Annotated in this window: 16 protein-coding genes and 4 pseudogenes; 9 read left to right on the top strand and 11 right to left on the bottom strand. The window is 68.4% G+C overall.

The window, feature by feature from the left end:
* Positions 1-551: 551 nt before the first annotated feature.
* The 5 genes from AB0917_RS12745 to AB0917_RS12725 form a co-directional block, all read right to left on the bottom strand.
* Positions 552-1664, bottom strand: a complete 1113-nt coding sequence (locus tag AB0917_RS12745; RefSeq protein ID WP_366819518.1) for a methyltransferase domain-containing protein — start codon at positions 1662-1664, stop codon at positions 552-554.
* Positions 1661-1789 carry a hypothetical protein gene (locus AB0917_RS12740; protein WP_366819517.1) on the bottom strand — a complete coding sequence of 43 codons (129 nt, stop codon included), beginning with the start codon at positions 1787-1789 and terminating at the stop codon, positions 1661-1663. The genes AB0917_RS12745 and AB0917_RS12740 overlap by 4 nt, the downstream gene beginning before the upstream one ends.
* Before the next feature lie 217 nt (positions 1790-2006).
* A complete protein-coding gene (locus AB0917_RS12735) occupies positions 2007-2306 on the bottom strand; it encodes a hypothetical protein (protein ID WP_366819515.1) in 300 nt (99 codons plus the stop codon).
* A complete protein-coding gene (locus tag AB0917_RS12730; protein WP_366819514.1) occupies positions 2303-2458 on the bottom strand; it encodes a hypothetical protein in 156 nt (51 codons plus the stop codon). The genes AB0917_RS12735 and AB0917_RS12730 overlap by 4 nt, the downstream gene beginning before the upstream one ends.
* Positions 2455-2715, bottom strand: a complete 261-nt coding sequence (locus tag AB0917_RS12725; RefSeq protein WP_366819513.1) for a hypothetical protein — start codon at positions 2713-2715, stop codon at positions 2455-2457. Before AB0917_RS12725 ends, AB0917_RS12730 begins: the two co-directional genes overlap by 4 nt.
* 63 nt (positions 2716-2778) lie before the next feature.
* Between AB0917_RS12725 and AB0917_RS12720 the strand changes: the two genes are divergently transcribed.
* Both AB0917_RS12720 and AB0917_RS12715 read left to right on the top strand, forming a co-directional pair.
* The gene (locus AB0917_RS12720; RefSeq protein ID WP_366819512.1) at positions 2779-3228 is read left to right on the top strand and encodes a DNA-processing protein DprA; all 450 of its coding nucleotides are present in this window, start codon (positions 2779-2781) and stop codon (positions 3226-3228) included.
* A 35-nt stretch (positions 3229-3263) separates the two neighbouring features.
* Entirely contained in the window at positions 3264-4595 is a 1332-nt protein-coding gene (locus AB0917_RS12715) for a hypothetical protein (RefSeq protein ID WP_366819511.1), read from the top strand.
* A 268-nt stretch (positions 4596-4863) separates the two neighbouring features.
* On the opposite strand, the gene AB0917_RS12710 is transcribed toward AB0917_RS12715, so the two are convergent.
* Positions 4864-5502: an HAD family hydrolase gene (locus AB0917_RS12710; RefSeq protein WP_366819510.1), complete on the bottom strand. Its 639-nt coding sequence runs from the start codon at positions 5500-5502 to the stop codon at positions 4864-4866.
* 136 nt (positions 5503-5638) lie between these two features.
* Between AB0917_RS12710 and AB0917_RS12705 the strand changes: the two genes are divergently transcribed.
* The 3 genes and pseudogenes from AB0917_RS12705 to AB0917_RS12695 all read left to right on the top strand — a co-directional run bounded on the left by AB0917_RS12705 (position 5639) and on the right by AB0917_RS12695 (position 7689).
* Positions 5639-5953, top strand: coding sequence for a 4a-hydroxytetrahydrobiopterin dehydratase (locus AB0917_RS12705; RefSeq protein WP_366819509.1), 315 nt, complete (start codon positions 5639-5641; stop codon positions 5951-5953).
* 133 nt (positions 5954-6086) lie between these two features.
* Positions 6087-6668 (top strand): HD domain-containing protein, encoded by a 582-nt coding sequence (locus tag AB0917_RS12700; RefSeq protein WP_366819508.1) that lies wholly within the window; start codon positions 6087-6089, stop codon positions 6666-6668.
* A gap of 606 nt (positions 6669-7274) precedes the next feature.
* Positions 7275-7689, top strand: a pseudogene (locus AB0917_RS12695) (NUDIX hydrolase).
* A 24-nt stretch (positions 7690-7713) separates the two neighbouring features.
* On the opposite strand, the gene AB0917_RS12690 reads toward AB0917_RS12695, so the two are convergent.
* From AB0917_RS12690 to AB0917_RS12680, 3 genes are all read right to left on the bottom strand, one after another.
* A complete protein-coding gene (locus tag AB0917_RS12690; RefSeq protein WP_031043910.1) occupies positions 7714-8907 on the bottom strand; it encodes an alcohol dehydrogenase catalytic domain-containing protein in 1194 nt (397 codons plus the stop codon).
* An 80-nt stretch (positions 8908-8987) separates the two neighbouring features.
* Positions 8988-9545, bottom strand: coding sequence for a type 1 glutamine amidotransferase domain-containing protein (locus tag AB0917_RS12685; protein ID WP_031043905.1), 558 nt, complete (start codon positions 9543-9545; stop codon positions 8988-8990).
* 666 nt (positions 9546-10211) lie between these two features.
* Positions 10212-10520, bottom strand: coding sequence for a putative quinol monooxygenase (locus tag AB0917_RS12680; RefSeq protein WP_031043901.1), 309 nt, complete (start codon positions 10518-10520; stop codon positions 10212-10214).
* Between the two features lie 340 nt (positions 10521-10860).
* On the opposite strand from AB0917_RS12680, the pseudogene AB0917_RS12675 reads away from it, so the two are divergent.
* Positions 10861-11792, top strand: a pseudogene (locus AB0917_RS12675) (IS5 family transposase).
* A 15-nt stretch (positions 11793-11807) separates the two neighbouring features.
* Here the strand turns inward: AB0917_RS12675 and AB0917_RS12670 are convergent.
* Complete coding sequence (locus AB0917_RS12670; protein WP_366819507.1) at positions 11808-12425, bottom strand: DUF1707 domain-containing protein; 618 nt, start codon at positions 12423-12425, stop codon at positions 11808-11810.
* A 211-nt stretch (positions 12426-12636) separates the two neighbouring features.
* Between AB0917_RS12670 and coaD the strand changes: the two genes are divergently transcribed.
* Positions 12637-13083 (top strand): pantetheine-phosphate adenylyltransferase, encoded by a 447-nt coding sequence (gene coaD / locus AB0917_RS12665; RefSeq protein ID WP_366819506.1) that lies wholly within the window; start codon positions 12637-12639, stop codon positions 13081-13083.
* A gap of 69 nt (positions 13084-13152) precedes the next feature.
* Here the strand turns inward: coaD and AB0917_RS12660 are convergent.
* A pseudogene (locus tag AB0917_RS12660) lies at positions 13153-13338 on the bottom strand (IS5/IS1182 family transposase); the annotation flags it as partial.
* A 47-nt stretch (positions 13339-13385) separates the two neighbouring features.
* Between AB0917_RS12660 and AB0917_RS12655 the strand changes: the two are divergent.
* Together AB0917_RS12655 and AB0917_RS12650 are read left to right on the top strand one after the other, a co-directional pair.
* A pseudogene (locus AB0917_RS12655) lies at positions 13386-13618 on the top strand (hypothetical protein); the annotation flags it as partial.
* Between the two features lie 515 nt (positions 13619-14133).
* Complete coding sequence (locus AB0917_RS12650) at positions 14134-15369, top strand: DUF4157 domain-containing protein (RefSeq protein ID WP_366819548.1); 1236 nt, start codon at positions 14134-14136, stop codon at positions 15367-15369.
* Positions 15370-16081 lie beyond the last annotated feature (712 nt).

Genomic DNA, 16081 nt, shown 5'->3' with positions numbered 1-16081 from the left:
GGCTGCGGCCTGCCGGTGCGACCACCACTCATTGGCCGGCGCTTGTTTTGCTCACCTTAGGAGCGGGGGTGGTGCGGCATCGGATAATGGGGGCTGTGCGGCTTCCGAGGGGGGAGTTGGGTGGGTAGGGTGATATGTCCGTTTCCCAAGAAGTAACGAAAAACAGGCTCCAAGCCCCCTAAAACCGCAGGTCACGAACTGTGCTCCCCGCGCGTGCGGGGGTGGTCCCACCAGCGGCTCCGGCCACCTGGCCCGGTCCACGTGCTCCCCGCGCGTGCGGGGGTGGTCCCGGTGCCGTCCTTCGCGATCACACCGTGGCACAGTGCTCCCCGCGCGTGCGGGGGTGGTCCCATCGCCCTGATCGTCGAAGTCCAGCCCGTGCAGTGCTCCCCGCATGCGGGGGTGCTCCCTCTTCTACTCGCCCAGCGCTTCGGCCGGACAGTGATCCCCGCACATGCGGGGCTTCTCGCGACCCAGGCCCAGGCCCCGCCCCCACAGGCCCAGCGGACCGACCCACCCGACGCGACCCCCACCGTCCGCATGGAGGCCCCTCACACGGGCCGCCGCCTCCCGGGCCCGATGACCTCGCGCGGGTCGCGTAGCCACACCTGTTGCCCCCGGTCGGTCACGGTCAGCCCGAACTGATCCGCCTCGGGCCGTCCCACCGACTCGTACTCCCACCAGGTCTGTTCGATCTCCTCCCACAGCAGCCCCGGCCCGTACTGCCATACCTCTTCCCCGGTGGCGGCCGTCGCCCCCGCTCCGTTCTCGCGGGTCACCCACACCTGGGCACCTTCCGAGGTGTCCTGGTGGATGAGCCGTACGCCTGGTAGCCGAGCCCCGGCGTACAGGGCGAACCCGAGGTCGAGGAGCCGGGCGGGGTCCAGGCCTGCGGCACGAGCCCGGCCCTTGCCCCGCACCTCGTGGAGATCGGGTGCCCGGTGGGAGCGCATCGGCATGTACGTCGCCCCGCCGCAGAACGGCCCCACCGCCGTACCGTCGCCCCGGACACGGAGCTGGACCAGGGCACCGGACCAGAACTCCCGGGCCAGCGGGGCCACAAGAACCCCACCAGGCCGGACCTGCCGGACCAGCCCGTACGGGACGTGCCGCAGCGCACAGGTGGCGATCAGCCGGTCCACCAGCCCCAGGCCGGGCCAGGGCTGCTCACCGTCCCCGACCCGCAGACGCGGCCGATACCCGGCCCGCGCGAGCGCCTCTGCCGCCTGCCGGGCCACGACAGGGTCCAGCTCGACGCTGTGAACCAGGTCGCCGCCGAGCCGCTCGCAGAGCAACGCGGCGACGTACCCCGTACCGGTCCCCACCTCCAACACCCGCATGCCGTCCTCGACCTCGAGCAGCCCGAGCATCCGGGCCACCATGGAGGGCATCGAGTTCGATGACGTCGCCACACCGGGCCCGCCCTCAGCCCCGTCATCGAGCTGGGTGACGACCGGCTCGTCGCTGTTGACCAGGGCGAGCCAGGCGTCCGTCCCCACGACCGGCACGCACCGGTCGGCCAACTGCCGCCAGGCGCGCGCCGGGACGAACCGGCTACGCGGCACAGCGTCGAACACCCGCCGCCACCGGGCATCCAGCAGCCCCCGCTCGGCCAGCGCCTGCACCAAGCCCGGGTACGTGGGGATGTGCTGTGCGGTGCTCACGACAGCGGGGCGTACTTGGGGCGGCTACCGTCCGGAGACGGCTTCGGCTCCTGAGGCGGCGTCCACGGCTTGTCCGACGGAGGACCACCATGCTTGCCGTCATCGGTCAGTGCGGTGCTGTTCATCGTGCATCTCCTCTGTGTGGTGGGGTTCTTCAGTTGCCGGGCCGGCGAAGCCGGTAGATCCCGTACGGCGGGAAGAGATCGACGCGGCGCGGACAGCCGCCCTCGGCTCACTCCCGGCACAACAGGTCCCGACCATCGGCGGTGCGCCGTGCGGCGGTGACCGGGGCGCGCCAACACGCTTCGCAGGTACGGACATCCGTCGGCGACAAGCTGATGCTCATCCGGCCTCCCGGGGCGCGGTGGCGGTCACGTGGCACGGGCACAGACAGTCCGGCTGCCGGCAGACCGCGTGCGCGGCGGCCAGGTCCGAGACCGAAGCACCACGGCAGACAACGCTGTACGGGCCATCCGCCCCCTCCCCCAGCCCGCCCAACCGCGGGTCGGCCTCCTCGGCCAGATCAGCCCCCGCAATCGGCTCACCACGCCAGAGCAGCGTCACCCCGTGCTCCGGGCAATAGGCCTCGGTGTGGTCCTCGATCGGGAAGTCGTGGGCGTCGCCCTCCGCGAAACACCTCACCGGCGGGCCTCCCGCCAGACCCGGCCGAGCTTGGCGGCCGTCGGACAGGAGGCCCCGGTACGGCAGGTGGCGCAGTGCTGGGTGTGCCCGAGCAACGTCCGGTACAGCTTCTCGCCGGTCTGCTCCCGCGACTTCCCTCGTACCCCGGTCACGACGCCTCCGCCCGGGTGGGCCTCGAAGCTGCGAGCAGGTGCGCCATACGGTCGGCGCACTCCTCCTCGCGTCCCCGTTCGCCGATCTCGTAGGAGAAGCTTGTGACGTAGCGCCCGCCCTCGGCGACAATCTCCTCGGTGAGGAGCCTGTGCAGCGGGTTTGTGGCGTGCAGCCGCAGTCCGGGTTCGAGGGCGACAACCTGCAGTCCGTGATTGCGCAGGTGCCCCGCCAGTCTTCGCAGGTCGGCAGCGTTCATGCCTTGACGGTCTCAACTGCGGCGATGCCACGGGATATGACAACCTATGACACGGAGTGGATCATGAGAACGGTGGCGATCACGGGCACTCGAGAGACAGACCACAAGTCCCTCACCGAGTACGCCAACCTGTTCGAGCAGTACCTCGGTCCCTTCGCTCCGGCAGCGCACTTCTACATCGGTGGCGCGATGGGCATCGACTCACTCGCCCTGCTCTGGCTCGCCGACCAGACGTCGGCGTCCATCACCATCGTCGCGCCGGGCACCATGAGCCAGCAGCCGGCCGAGGCGCAGGAGGCCGTCGCTCGTACGAGGGAACGCATCACAGATGTCGTGGAGCTCGCCGCGTCCGAACTCCGGTCCCCGGCCTACCATGCGCGGAACCGGTGGATGGTCGACCGCGCATCGATGACCATCGGGTTCCCCCACGCCACGGAGCCGTCGACCGGCACGTGGCAGACGATCAACTACACGGCTGAACAGGGAAAGCCGCGACTGGTCGTACCGGTATAGCCACACACCGTCGCGGACTGCGTCACCATGGCGGTATGGGTAACCGGGCCGCGGGGGCGGCGACGCTGAAACGCTTACGACACAGTCGCGGCCTCTCCCTGGCCGGCGCCGCACGGGCGCTGTCCGAGATCGCCGTGGCCCTGCATCGCCCGCGCCTCCCCGCCGTCGCGAGCGTCCAACGATCCGTTGCCCGCTGGGAGTCGGCAGCGCCGGTACTGCCCGACGAGCGCTATCAGCTCCTCCTTGCTCACCTCTACGCCCGGACCCCGGCCGGGGAGATGCCTGTCGGAACTGGGTCCGACCTCGCTGAGCTGCTCGGCGCGCTGGTCGACCTCGGCGAGAGCGAGACCCGCGTCGCCCTCCTGCGCACCACGCTCATCCGTACGGCGACGGAGACCGGCGGCATGCTGGCCTTGCTCTCCCCGCCCGTACAGGCCGAGCTGTCCGCTGCCCTGATCGACCCGAGCCAGGTGACCGAGGAAACCGTGGCCGGGCTCGCTGCGGTCGCCGCCGACGCCAACGCACAAGTGGGCGTCGTACCGATGGGCCGCCTGCAACTGCTGCTCGCGCCCGTGATCGACGCGTGCCGCCGACTGCAAGCAGAGGCACTTCCCAGCCCGGTGGTCGGTCACGTCCGGGCCGTCGCCGTCGCCGCCTGTTCCTTGGGCGGTCGCCTGGCGTTCGAGAACCGCGACGACGAGGCGTCACGGGCTCTTTACGCTGAGGCCACCGCGCAGGCCGAGCTGCTCGGAGACACGTGGCGGCGGGCGTCCGTGCACATGAGCCATGCGCTCGTGACTCTCTACTCGTCGCCCGATCTCGCCGACACCCGGCTCCTCGTCGACCAAGCGGTGCGTGCGGCGCGTACGGGAGACAGCATCCGGGTGCGAGCGCGAGCGCACGCACTGCAGGCCGAGGTCGCCGCGCGGGCGGGGCAGGAACGGCAGGCCCAGGCGGCACTCGGCCTGGCCTGGTACGACATCGAGGACCAGCCCGGTGGTGACCCGTCGGGCAGCAGCTTCTCGGCTGGGCACCTTCGTGGGTTCGAGGGGGTGTGTGAGCTGTACGTCGGTGACCCTTCGATCGCGCATGACCGGTTCGCGGCTTCGGCGGCCACACTGGTCGCACCTCGGGAACAGGTGCAGCGTGCGATCGTGAGAACTGATCAGGCTCTCGCCCGTATTCGGATGGGCGATCCGCAGTCAGCTGCTGAACTGCTGCACGAGTGTGTGGTCGCGGCGGCGGCGACCGGCGGCCGGGTTCCGGCGATTCGGTTGCGTCGGGCCAGGGTGGAGCTGCGGCCGTGGCGGCAGGAGGATTTCGTCGCCGATCTGGACGATCACCTGATGGACGTGTTGGGGGCATGACGAAAGGCGCTGGCATCCGAAGATGCTGCGGGCACATCCCCGGCGTACAGGGGGAAGGCGCGCCTCATAGCACGTCGTCGCTGGGGCAGCGGGCGCCTCGTTCGTGGACCGAACAGTCGCGTAGGGCACGTGGACGGCTGTGGCGAGGGGGTTTGCGTGAGGCGGCGTGCACGGCGGTGTGCGCCGATGCTCTCACCGACCTCACGCGGACTGCCGACAGACGCCCACCGACCGTACCCGTTCGATATCGGAGCGGATGTGCTTTTGTCTACTCTCCGGCAATCGCGGTCAGTTCCGCGAGGGATTCGATCACCCAGTCGGCCTTGGCGCATACCTGTGTGCCGTCCGCCCACAGGTGCCCCCAGGGACGACGGCCGATGTGCGCGGTACGCAGTCCCGCCTCGGCTGCGGGGAACGTGTCGTTCGCTGGATGGTCACCGACGTACACGGTCTCCCTTGCTGGTGCACCGGACGCGTCGAGGACTCGCGCGAGGAACTCCGCCGAAGGCTTGGCGCAACCCCGTTCCCCGGAAGTCGCTACGAGATCGGCGGACAGATCCAGTGCCCGCAGCAATGCACCGGCACGCACGGTCCGATTGCCCGCGACGACGACGCGCGTCCCGCTTTCTCGGAGTTCGGCGAGTGCGGGGCGGACGTCCTCGTACAGGTCGGCTTCATCGAGGTACTCGCCTCTCCCGGCTGCTTCGCGGGCAGCGTATCCAGCCGGAATGTCGATGTCCGGTTTCACGAGCTTCAACGCTTCGGATTTGTCGAGCCCTTGAGCGGTGACGGCACCGACGAGGGCCGACAAGGTGTGCCTGGGGGTGCCGAGCCAGTCGGCCCAGGAACCCCAGCAGCGGTCGTCACGGACGGGAGTCTCACCGATGCCGAACACGAACGTCTTCACGCGACGAGCGTAGGGGCGACAGTCGAATAGCGCGATGTTCCCTACGGGCCACGGGCCACGGGCTCCGTGGCACGATGCACCGGTCAGACCGGGACCTTGTGAAGGTCCTGGCGCCGGTGACCGAGGAGAGCTGACGATGGGCAAGGAGCCGCTGTCGGGCGAGGACATCGCCGTGAGGCTCGCCGAACTACCGGGATGGGCACGGGAAGGGGACACGATCACCCGCACGTTCGGGATCCGGTACCACGGCGGTGTCGCGATGATCGTGAACGTCGCAGACGTCGAACGCCTCGTCGGCCACCACGCGGACATCGACCTGCGATGGGATCACGTGCGCTTCAGCATCACGACGCACGACGCCGGGCACCGCCTCACTGCGGCCGACTTCGACCTGGCTGCGCGAATCGACCGGATCGCTGCGGCGCACGAGACGCAGCCTCACAACGTCTGACCGTGACGCACGGGTGCGCCCTGCGGGATGGAGGGAACGAGCCATGTCCATCCTCCCTGCGATGTTGAACAGCCGGGAGCTGGAAAGCATCCGGTAAACAATCCGCCTCGCCGAGGCGGGAGAGGAGAGGATCGTGGCTGAGGACCTGTCCGCGGTGGGCCGCTTCCTGTATGAGGCGGGCACGCTCAAGCAGACGCGGCGCACCGGCTGGTGGATGGCCGGGGTCCGTGATCCCGAGAGCGTCGCCGAGCACTCATGGCGTACGTCGCTGATCGCCACGATCATCGCGAAGCTGGAGGGCGCCGACCCCGCCCGAGCCGCCTACCTCGCCGTGTGGCACGACACGCAGGAAAGCCGCACCGGAGATGTGAACCACCTCGGGAAGAAGTACGCGCCCGCCGGCGACCCCCAGGCAGTCACAGCCGACCAGACGGCGGGCATGCCCCAGGTGCTCGCCTCGGCAGTCCGTGAGCTTGTTGCGGAGTACGAGGCCAAAGAGTCACCGGAGGCTGTCTGCGCTCGCGACGCGGACAAGCTGGAGTGCCTGCTCCAAGGCATCGAGTACAAGGCGCAGGGCTACGAAAACGCTCAGCGGTGGATCGACAACAGCCGCAACCGCCTCGTCACCGAGACGGCAAAACAGCTGGCCGACGAGCTCTTGGCGCAAGGGGCCATCGATTGGCTGCGCACCGCCCTGGGGGAGGGCAAGAAGTAGTCCCCTGGCGGCATGCTTGTTGCCCCGGATGACCTAGGAACCCGCCCCGATTGAGGGTTGAGCGTGCTGCGGGGCCATCGAGATAATGGAGGCCCCACGACTTCCAGCTGGCACTACTAGCGACACTGGCGATATGTCCGTTTCCCAAGAAGTGATGAAAAACGAGCTTCCGGCCGCATAAACCCGCAGGTCACGAACTGTGGTCCCCGCGCGTGCGGGGGTGGTCCCTCCCGCTCCTCGCCCCGGAAGTCGGCGAGCATGTGGTCCCCGCGCGTGCGGGGGTGGTCCCCGCTCCGCCTGCTCCTGAAGCTGCCGCTTCGCGTAGTCCCCGCGAGTGCGGGGGTGGTCCCAGTACCGGCGGGAGGTCCGGGTGATGCTTCTGGTGGTCCCCGCGCCTGCGGGGGTGTTCCCGCGTACGACGTGAAGCAGGACGGGCAGCGATGGTGGTCCCCGCGTGTGCGGGGTCGCTTGCTCCACTCAGACCGGTCTACAACAGGCGCAGCGATGCCTGCCTGACGGCATGGGGTGATCAGAACGACAGTGCGCCGTCTTCATCCCCGTCGATACGACCTTCCCACCCTTCCTGACCGCCCTGAAGGAGCAGTCATGACGCAGCGGAACACGGACGAGCGGCCGGGCGTCGCCGCTGCCATCGTCGTGAACGACGGACGCGTACCGATGGTGCGCCGCCGGGTCAGCGAGGGACAACTCTCCTGGCAGTTTCCGGCCGGAAAGGTCGAGCCCGGTGAGGCGCGCGAGGACCCGGTTGTGCGGGAGACCCGAGAAGAGACCGGGCTGACCGTGGCGGCGGTGAAGCTACTCCGCGAGCGGGTGCACCCGAAGACGGGTCGGCTGATGTCGTACACGGCCTGCGACGTATGGAGTGGCACGGCCCACGTCGCGGACACCGAGGAACTCGCCGAGCTGGCGTGGGTCCGCCCACAGCGGGATTCCGCAGTACGTGCCGTACGGCCTGTTCCTGCCCGTCCAGCACTACCTTGACAGCGCCTTGGACAGCTAGGCACTGTTTCTCGGATCGCGGGCCTCAGGCGGGAATGAGGCCGTGGGGGTCGATGATGAACTTCTGGGACACTCCCGTATCGAAGGTCGCGTAGGCGTCGGGGGCGTCGTCGAGGCCGATCACCTTCGTGTTGAGCATGGCGCTCAAGTAGGGCATGCGATCCCACAGGATCGCCATCATCAGCTCGCGGTTGTAGTGCATGATCGGTGCCTGCCCGCCGGAGATCCGCGGCGACTTGATCCACGCCTTGCCGAAGTCGATCGGGTACGTACCCTCTTGCTCCGCCTTCGACTTCGCGAGCGGGTCGGCGCCGTATACGCCGATGACTCCGGTGGCTCCACCCGCGCGGGTGGCGTCGAGCACCTGGTTGATGGCGTAGGCCGGGTCCATGTCCTCGGCCTCGCGGCCGATGCCGTGCGCCTCGGTGCCGACATAGTCGACTGCGCAGTCGACCATGGGTTCGCCCAGGATGGCCTCGATCTGGTCGGTGAGCGCTGCGTCCTGGCTCAGATCGACCGTCTCGCAGCCGTTCTTCTTCACCAGCTCCAGGCGGTCCTTGTGGTAATCGCCGACGATGATGCAGGACGCCCCGAGGAGGCGCGCCGCTGCTGCGCCGCAGCGGCCGACCGGGCCGGCGCCGGCGATGTACACGGTCGAGCCCGGCTTGGCACCGGCCTCCATGAGACCGTGAAACGCGGTGGGCAGGATGTCCGAGAGCAGCGCCAGGTCACGGATCTTCGACATGGCCTGGTCCCTGTCCGGGAAGCGCAGAAGCTGGAAGTCGGCGTACGGGACGAACAGGTACTCGGCCTGGCCGCCGGTCCAGTCGCCCAGGTTGAAGCCGTACGCTCCGCAGGACACCTTGGGGTTTGCGTTCTCGCAGACGTCGGTCCGGCGCGCCCTGCAGTTGCGGCATCGGCCGCAGGCCACGTTGAACGGGACGGAGACGAGGTCGCCCTCACTGAGGAACTCGACGTCGGGGCCGATCTCGATGACCTCCCCGGTCATCTCGTGCCCCATCACCATGCCCTGGGGCACCGGGAAGGACCCGCGGTAGATGTGCAGGTCGCTCCCGCAGATGTTGGTGGCGACGATCCTGAGGATGACTCCGTGCGGGGCCTTCTTCCCGTTCGGCATCTGAAGCTTCGGGAAGTCCAGGGACTCAACGCGCATGTCTTTCGGGTTCTGGAACGTGACGGCGCGGTTGCTGCTTGCCATGACGATCTCCTCTGCTGATCCACGGGGCCTCGGCCGTGGGAGTGCCGGATGTCATTTCGGTGGCTTGCGACTTCTCCCGATCAGGCGGGTTGCGGTGCGTTGGCGAAGCGTTCGACGATCGCCTTGCAGAAGGCGGGAAGGTCCTGCGGGCCGCGGCTGGAGATCAGCTGGCGGTCGATCACGACCTCCTCGTCGACGACCTCGGCGCCAGCGTTGCGCAGGTCAGTCCGAATGCTGGGCCAAGAGGTGAGGCGGCGACCGTGCAGCACGCCAGCCTCTGCCAGGGTCCAGGGTCCGTGGCAGATGGTGGCAACGGGCTTCCCGGTCTCCACGAACTCCCTCACGAAGGCGACGGCGTCGGGGTCGGTGCGCAGCTGGTCGGGGTTCATGGTGCCGCCGGGCAGCAGGAGCGCATCGTAGTCACCCACACGGGCGTCGGCGACCTTCTTGTCCACGGTAAAGGTTCCGGCCGGGTCGATGTCCATCTGGCGCGCGTTGATCTCGCCGGTGTGGAGGGACAGGAGTTCAGCCTGCCCTCCAGCGCCCAGCAGTGCGCCGAGAGGCTCTTCGAGCTCGACGCGCTCAACGCCGTCCGTGGCCAGGATGGCGACCTTCCTGCCGTGTAGTTCGTTGGTCATGGTGCGTGGTTCCTTCCGGTGGTCGGCGGGGGACCGGTTCGGGTCCGTTCTGTCGCCGCTCAGCTGCCGTCGAGGTGGAGGAGGACCTTGGTCCAGCCGTCCTCTCGGTGGCCGAAGGTGCTGGTAGGCCTGCGGCGCCTGGTCCAGCGACAGCTCCTGGGAGACGATCCAGGACAGCTTGGCCTTGCCCTGCTCGATCAGCCCGCACAGCTGCCGGTTGTACGCCTTGACGTTGGCCTGGCCCGTCCCCACGGTCTGGTGGGCACATCACCGTGGACGGAGTGCCGCACGAAAAGGCCTCAAGAACCCCAGTGTCCCACCCCCGCAAGACATGTCAAACGGGTTGAATCACCATGCGTGGCCGGTGACGTGCCGGAACCCGGCAGGCGCTGAGGCATGCCCGGCCCACGCCAAACCACTACCGGTCACTTGGTCGTCGGCCCGTCGTCGCACATCGCAAGGCACGATGCCCACGGGTACGCACTTCGACGTCGTCGTACTGGCGCGAGTCCGGCGGGTACACGGCCGCCGTGCGTGCCTCCCCGCTGGGCCTGCGCACCGCCGCCGTCGACGCCAAGTACCGGGGCAGAGTACCGATGACGATCGTCTACGGCCTGGCTTATGGCCACTGGGCTGATCCACGTCGCCCCGCGGGCAGAGCCTGCTCTACGCGGGCTGCTTCTCCACGACGACATCGAGCTGCTCGATCGTGGGCTCCTCGAAGAGCTCACCCGTGTTCTCACCGAGCGCTTTCGCGACCGCACCCGACAGATGCGCCTGGCGCCCGTCGTCGTCGGGAAAGGCATCGAAGATCCCGAACGACGAGGGTCCGAACTGGATTCCGAACCACCTGACGGTCTTGGGCTCCCCCTCGACGATCGACAGCCCTTGGTTCAAGAAGTCGCGGACGTCGTCCTCTCTGCCGGGCAGTGCTTCGAGGCGTACCAGAAGCGCTTTGCTGACCTGCGTTGCCATCTTGGGTCTCCTCTGCCTTTACTCGGTTCGCGTTGTCGATGATCGGAACGCCGCTACGACCGCCTCGCCGACCGTCTGACACTGCTCGCCGCTCGCCGCATCACTCCTACCGCTTGAATCTTTGGCCGTTGTGGCGGAGCGGGATGCCGCTAACGAAGATCATCATCCAGCCCTGGTTGGAGACCTGGACGCCGTAGAAACTCCTCACCGGACTGTCGAAGACACGCGCTGTGAAGGCCTTGATCGCCGCCGTGGAACCGTTTGATCTATCTACCGTCACCTGGGGTCGCATCACGCGCAAACGCAGACGCGGGTGGGGTGTTAGCGCCAGGCTGGCTGTATGGGCCGTGGTGATCTGACGAATGCGGAGTGGGACCGGCTGGTGTCGTTCTTACCTCCTGGTGGTGCGCGTGGTGGTAGGTGGAGCGACCACCGCCGGGTGATCAACGGGGTTCTCTACCGAGTGCGGACCGGTGTCCAGTGGCGGGATCTGCCCGAGCGGTTCGGACCCTGGGAGACGGTCTACAAACGGCATCGCCGCTGGTCAGCCGATGGAACGTGGCAGATGCTGTTGTCCCGCATCCAGACAGCCGAGGATGCCGAAGGCGGTATCGACTGGGACGTGTCGGTGGACTCCACAGCAGTACGAGCCCACCAGCACGCCGCCGGCGCGAGGAAGGCGTCCCCGGCCGCCGTTCCTCAAAAGGGGGCCGTGCGAGGGACGAACCAGGTCGATCCGGTACTGCGGAAACTAGCCGCCCGTCTGGAGGAGGTGGTCAGATCGGGGAGTGTCTGGGACGTTCCCGCGGAGGATTCACCACCAAGATCCACCTCGCCGCCGACGGACGATGCCGACCCCTCGCCCTCGTCCTGACACCCGGACACTACGGTGACGGACCCCAGCTCGAGCGGGTCCTGGAACAGGTTTCGGTGCCGCGAACCGGAGTCGGACGGCCCCGCAACCGGCCCGACCGTGTCCTTGCGGACAAGGCCTACACGTCCCGACGTAACCGCCGCTACCTGCGACGACGCGGCATCCCGCACACGATTCCCGAACGTCTCGACCAGCAGGGACACCGCAAGAACCGAGGGTCCCGAGGCGGGCGGCCCACCGGTTTCGACAGCGAGCGCTACAAGAAACGCAACACCGTCGAACGCACCATCAACCGCCTCAAGAGCTTCCGCGCCGTCGCTACCCGCTACGAGAAACGCGCCTACATCTACCTCGGCACCGTCACGCTCGCAGCCCTCGTCATCTGGCTCCGAACGTGATTCGAGAAACAGTGCCTAGCCCTGCTTCGGGTCACTGCCCAGCTTGCGCCGTTCCCAGCGGTTGGGATGGCGAATGACCACTCCCGCGATGCCGCCGGAGCCAGTAAGCCGGATCAGCGGAGTTCCCGGGAGCCGGTCGGGGGTGGTCTTGTCCCTCAGGCCGCCAAGGCCGGGATCCATGCCGCTGGTGTCTGCGGCCCAGCCGTCGGGAACGACAATCGTGACACCGGCTGTCTCCCCGTACGCCTCCACTGCGATCTCCGTGAAGCGGCACTCAACCCGAGTGAAGTCGATCTTCACACCCCCCATGCCACCGTGAGCGATCACATGCCCGGGAACCTCCCAGCGCCCAGGGCCTCGAGACGCGCCATGCATACCGCCCTTGAGAACCAGCGGCGGCTGGCTCTCAGGGGGATCGAAACTCGGCAAGTCGGCGGTCAGGACGGCCAGTTCGGCGTACGTCTTGGACGTCAGCGCCTGCTCCAGGCGCGCATCCAGCTCATCGAGATCGATTCGCCCCTCGGCTGCCGCATCGCGCAGCCGCTCCACCACTGCTTCCCGGTCGTCGTGAGAGGCGCGGAGCTCTCCTGATGGTGCAGGGCGTCGAAAGGGCTCCGGAGGCTGGGTAGTCATGGCCCCAAGAATAAGCAGCCGGTGAACTGAGCGGACCGGGGGATTGCGCACCTCAAGCACTGCCTACGCGCGTGTCGCACGTGGCCCTGATCGAGTGGGACGTTGCGGTTCCCCCACCCCCCTGGACGTTCTTCCTGCCACGCTTGATCTTGGTGGTTGGCTGCCCTGGCACCTCACCATCGGGGACGGCCACTTGTTACTCTCTCCGGTCATGCGAGCCCTCTTTCCAGGATCCTTCGACCCGGTCACTCAGGGGCATCAGGACATACTCCGGCGCGCTGCCCTCCTGTTCGACGAGGTCGTCGTGTGCGTGATGTTCAACGCGAACAAGACCGGCCGCTTCCCCGTCACGGAACGGCTGGACCGGCTCCGTACGGCAGCAACCGGCCTGAGCAACGTCACGGTCGATTCCCACACCGGCGGCCTGCTGGTCGACTACTGCAGCCGATTCGCCATCGACGTCGTCATTCGTGGGGTCCGCGACGTACACGACCTGGACTACGAAATGCCGATGGCCCGCATGAACCACGAACTGGCCGGAGTCGAAACGTTCTTCATCGCCGCAGACCCCGCTCTGGCCCACGTCTCCTCCACCCTCGTCACTGCCTCCTCCACCCTCATCACTGCGGTGAGTCAACAGGGCCGTGTCCCCGAATGACGACTTGAGCAAGTCCCTTACAGCAGCCGGGGGATAGCAGCGGGCAGCGAGGGCCCTAAGACGGGTCCTACGGCTGCGGTGGGGGCCGTGTCTCGTTTGGTGAGCCGTGACTACGGGCTTCGAGGCGAGGCCGTCGTGGGTGTTGGCCGCGCTGATGCCGACGACGAGGGGCAGCCCGTCCGCGTACGACAGAACGTTCCCTTTCGCACCGGGTCTGCCCTGCTCGGCGGGGCTCGGGCCTGTGAGTTCACCCCCAGGCGGACAGGCCGTACCGCGTCGTGGCGCCGAAGTCCGGTACGCGAACGAGCAGGGCGGTCGACGACACGCGGGATCTGCTGCCGGTGCTGGTCGCGACGAGGCTGCTCGGGCGCGCAGAACGCGGAGCGGGGGGCCGTGGACGGCAAAGCAGAAGCTGAAGTCGCTGCTGAGGGTGGAGCGGATCGGGACCAGGCCGGCGACCGCGTTCCGAGTCGTGTTCGACACCACGAGCAAGCAGGTCGACACCGAGTCCGGGGAGATCAGCCTGCCTGCGGTCTACCGAAGCCTTTCGGTACGTGTTTCCAACTCCTGTCGCCTGCATGTCCGTTCGCCCTGCCCTCACAGGTAGGTGTCACTGCCCGTTCGCCTCTCGTGCCGCTTACGTGGGTACTGGTAGACAGGGAGGCCGACCCTTAAAAAAGAGGAGCCGGCGTGCGAGCACGGAGAAGTCGGGACAGCGAGCGGGAGCCCCTGGCCTCGCCGACGGCAGGCGCGAAACGGCCGGTGGAGGGCGCGGCCGGGCCGCTCGGTATGCAGCCGACGATCGGCAACGCCGCGGTGGTGCAGTTACTGCGGCGAGCCGGGCATCCCGGGGCGCTGGACCGGCACCGGCACGGGCCCGGCTGCGGGCACGCCGAGGAGCCGATGCCATCAGGCCGGTCGAGGCGGCCGGAGCCGTCAGCGCGGGCGGAGGCGGCGTCATCGCGGGCGGAGGCCTCATCGCAGACGGAGGTAGCGGTGCAGACGGAGGCGGCGGCGCAGGCGGAGGCGGCGGCGCAGGCGGAGACGGCGGTGCAGGCGGAGACGGCGGTGCAGCGTTCGACGGTGCCCGGCGTGCTGCGCGGCAGCGGACAGGCCCTGGACACGACCACCCGTACCGACATGGAGAGCCGCCTCGGCGCCGACTTCTCCGACGTACGGCTGCACACCGGCGCCGAGGCCCGCCGTTCCGCCGCCGAGATCGGTGCGCGTGCCTACACCTCCGGCAACCATGTCGTCATCGGCGACGGCGGTGGCGACCGGCACACCCTCGCCCACGAGCTGACCCACGTCATCCAGCAGCGCCAGGGCCCCGTCGCGGGCACCGACAACGGCGCCGGGCTGTCCGTCTCCGACCCCGGCGACCGCTTCGAACGGGAGGCCGAGGCCAACGCCCGGCGCGCGATGAGCGGCCCTCCCGTCGCGCGGGCCCTCGCTCGGACCACCACTCGGACTGTCGAGGCCGGCCGCTCCACGCGCAGTGGCGACGCCAGCGCCGTCCAGCGGGTGAAGCGCACCCTTGAGGAGAGCGCGGAGGGGGAGATCTCCGAGGACGCGATCAACCTGATCGCCGCCTCCGACGGGTGGGAGGAAACCTACGCGGGCGGGCGGGGGCGCAAGGTCCCCAAGTCGCCCGAGGAGGCCGCCTGCTGGGAGTGGGCCGTGCGGGCCGCCGCGGACTCCGGCGGCCCCGACCGGGGTGAGTACTGGAGCTACCTCACCGGCCTGAGCGAGAAGGACGACGTACGGGAGCTGGACCAGGTGGAGGCCGCGGTCAGAAGCGACCTGGACCGGTTGCGGAACGACATCACGGCCGCAGGCATGCGCTTCGACCCCGAGAACGTCGACGCCCAGCACGACGAGGACGCGATCCGCCCCCTCATGGAACGGGCGGTCCAGAACTTCGTGCAGACCCACAACCTGCAGGTCGCCGCCGCGAACCCGGCGGGCTGGATCATGTGCCACTACCGGATGGACGGCGCTTTCGGCGTCCCCGAGCACTTCTGGATCGAACTCCCCGTCCCGAGTGGCGGACGGGTGCTCCTCCAGACCGTCCCGGACCTCCCGTTCATCGAGGCAGGCAGCACCGATCTTCGCTGGCACGAAGAGGGCAGCGTGCCGGATCGGCAGGAAGGCCACGCGACCTACCAGACCATCGAGGTGCCGATCGCGGCGTTCACGGGCCGTCACTCCGAGATCATCAACGGCATCCTGGCAAGGGGCCGACGCACCCGGCGCAAACCGACGGCGTCCTCCTCCAGAACCTGACGGGCCCTGCGCGCCGGTCAGGCGGCCCCGGCCCGGCCTCCGCCGCGACCGTGAAGGGAACGTGGGTCTCGGCACCGGTGGTCTCCTCCGCCCGGCGGCGCAGCGTCGACGCGAGACTGATCAGCCCACTCCTCCCGTACGGCGCGGCCTTCACCGCAGCTTGCGGCCCAGCACGACGCCCGTGCCGAGGATCACCAGGACCGTCCTGGTCCCCTCGAACAGCACGGCGTGGGTGTCGAGCGTGTTGTCGTCATCCCGCACCAGCGGGCTCCTCGTGTCGGGTAATGACGCACCGCGAGCTCGGCCGAGGCCTGGGCCTGGGCTTGGGCCTCAAGCTTCGAGCCCCGAGATTCGGGGTCAGCCGGTTCACTCTTCCGGGGGTACGTGAACGGGGCTCCGGCCCGAAGCTCGGGTTCCGGGTCCCGGGCGTCGGGATGCGAGCCTCGGGATTCGAGCGCCTTCTTTAACCGGTGGGTAAGAGAAAGGGGTTGGGAAAACCTCCCTACCTCCCTGACCCGTCACGGCTGAGGAAGTATGACTAATCGTGACAGCTTGCGGCGCAGAGTCACGACTGCTTACGGTTCGAGAACCAAACGACCCCGACACGGTGATTGCCACACCAGCGCCGGGGTCTGACCGCAAGATCGAAACCCTAGAAAGCCGATCCCGTGGCTACCCAGCACCCTAGCCCTGCCCCGCCCGCCCCCGCACA

It is taken from the genome of Streptomyces sp. NPDC007346, from assembly GCF_040703535.1.
GTDB lineage: Bacteria > Actinomycetota > Actinomycetes > Streptomycetales > Streptomycetaceae > Streptomyces.
The sequence above is the reverse complement of the archived record's forward strand: the minus strand, read 5'-3'. Positions and strand labels throughout refer to the sequence as shown.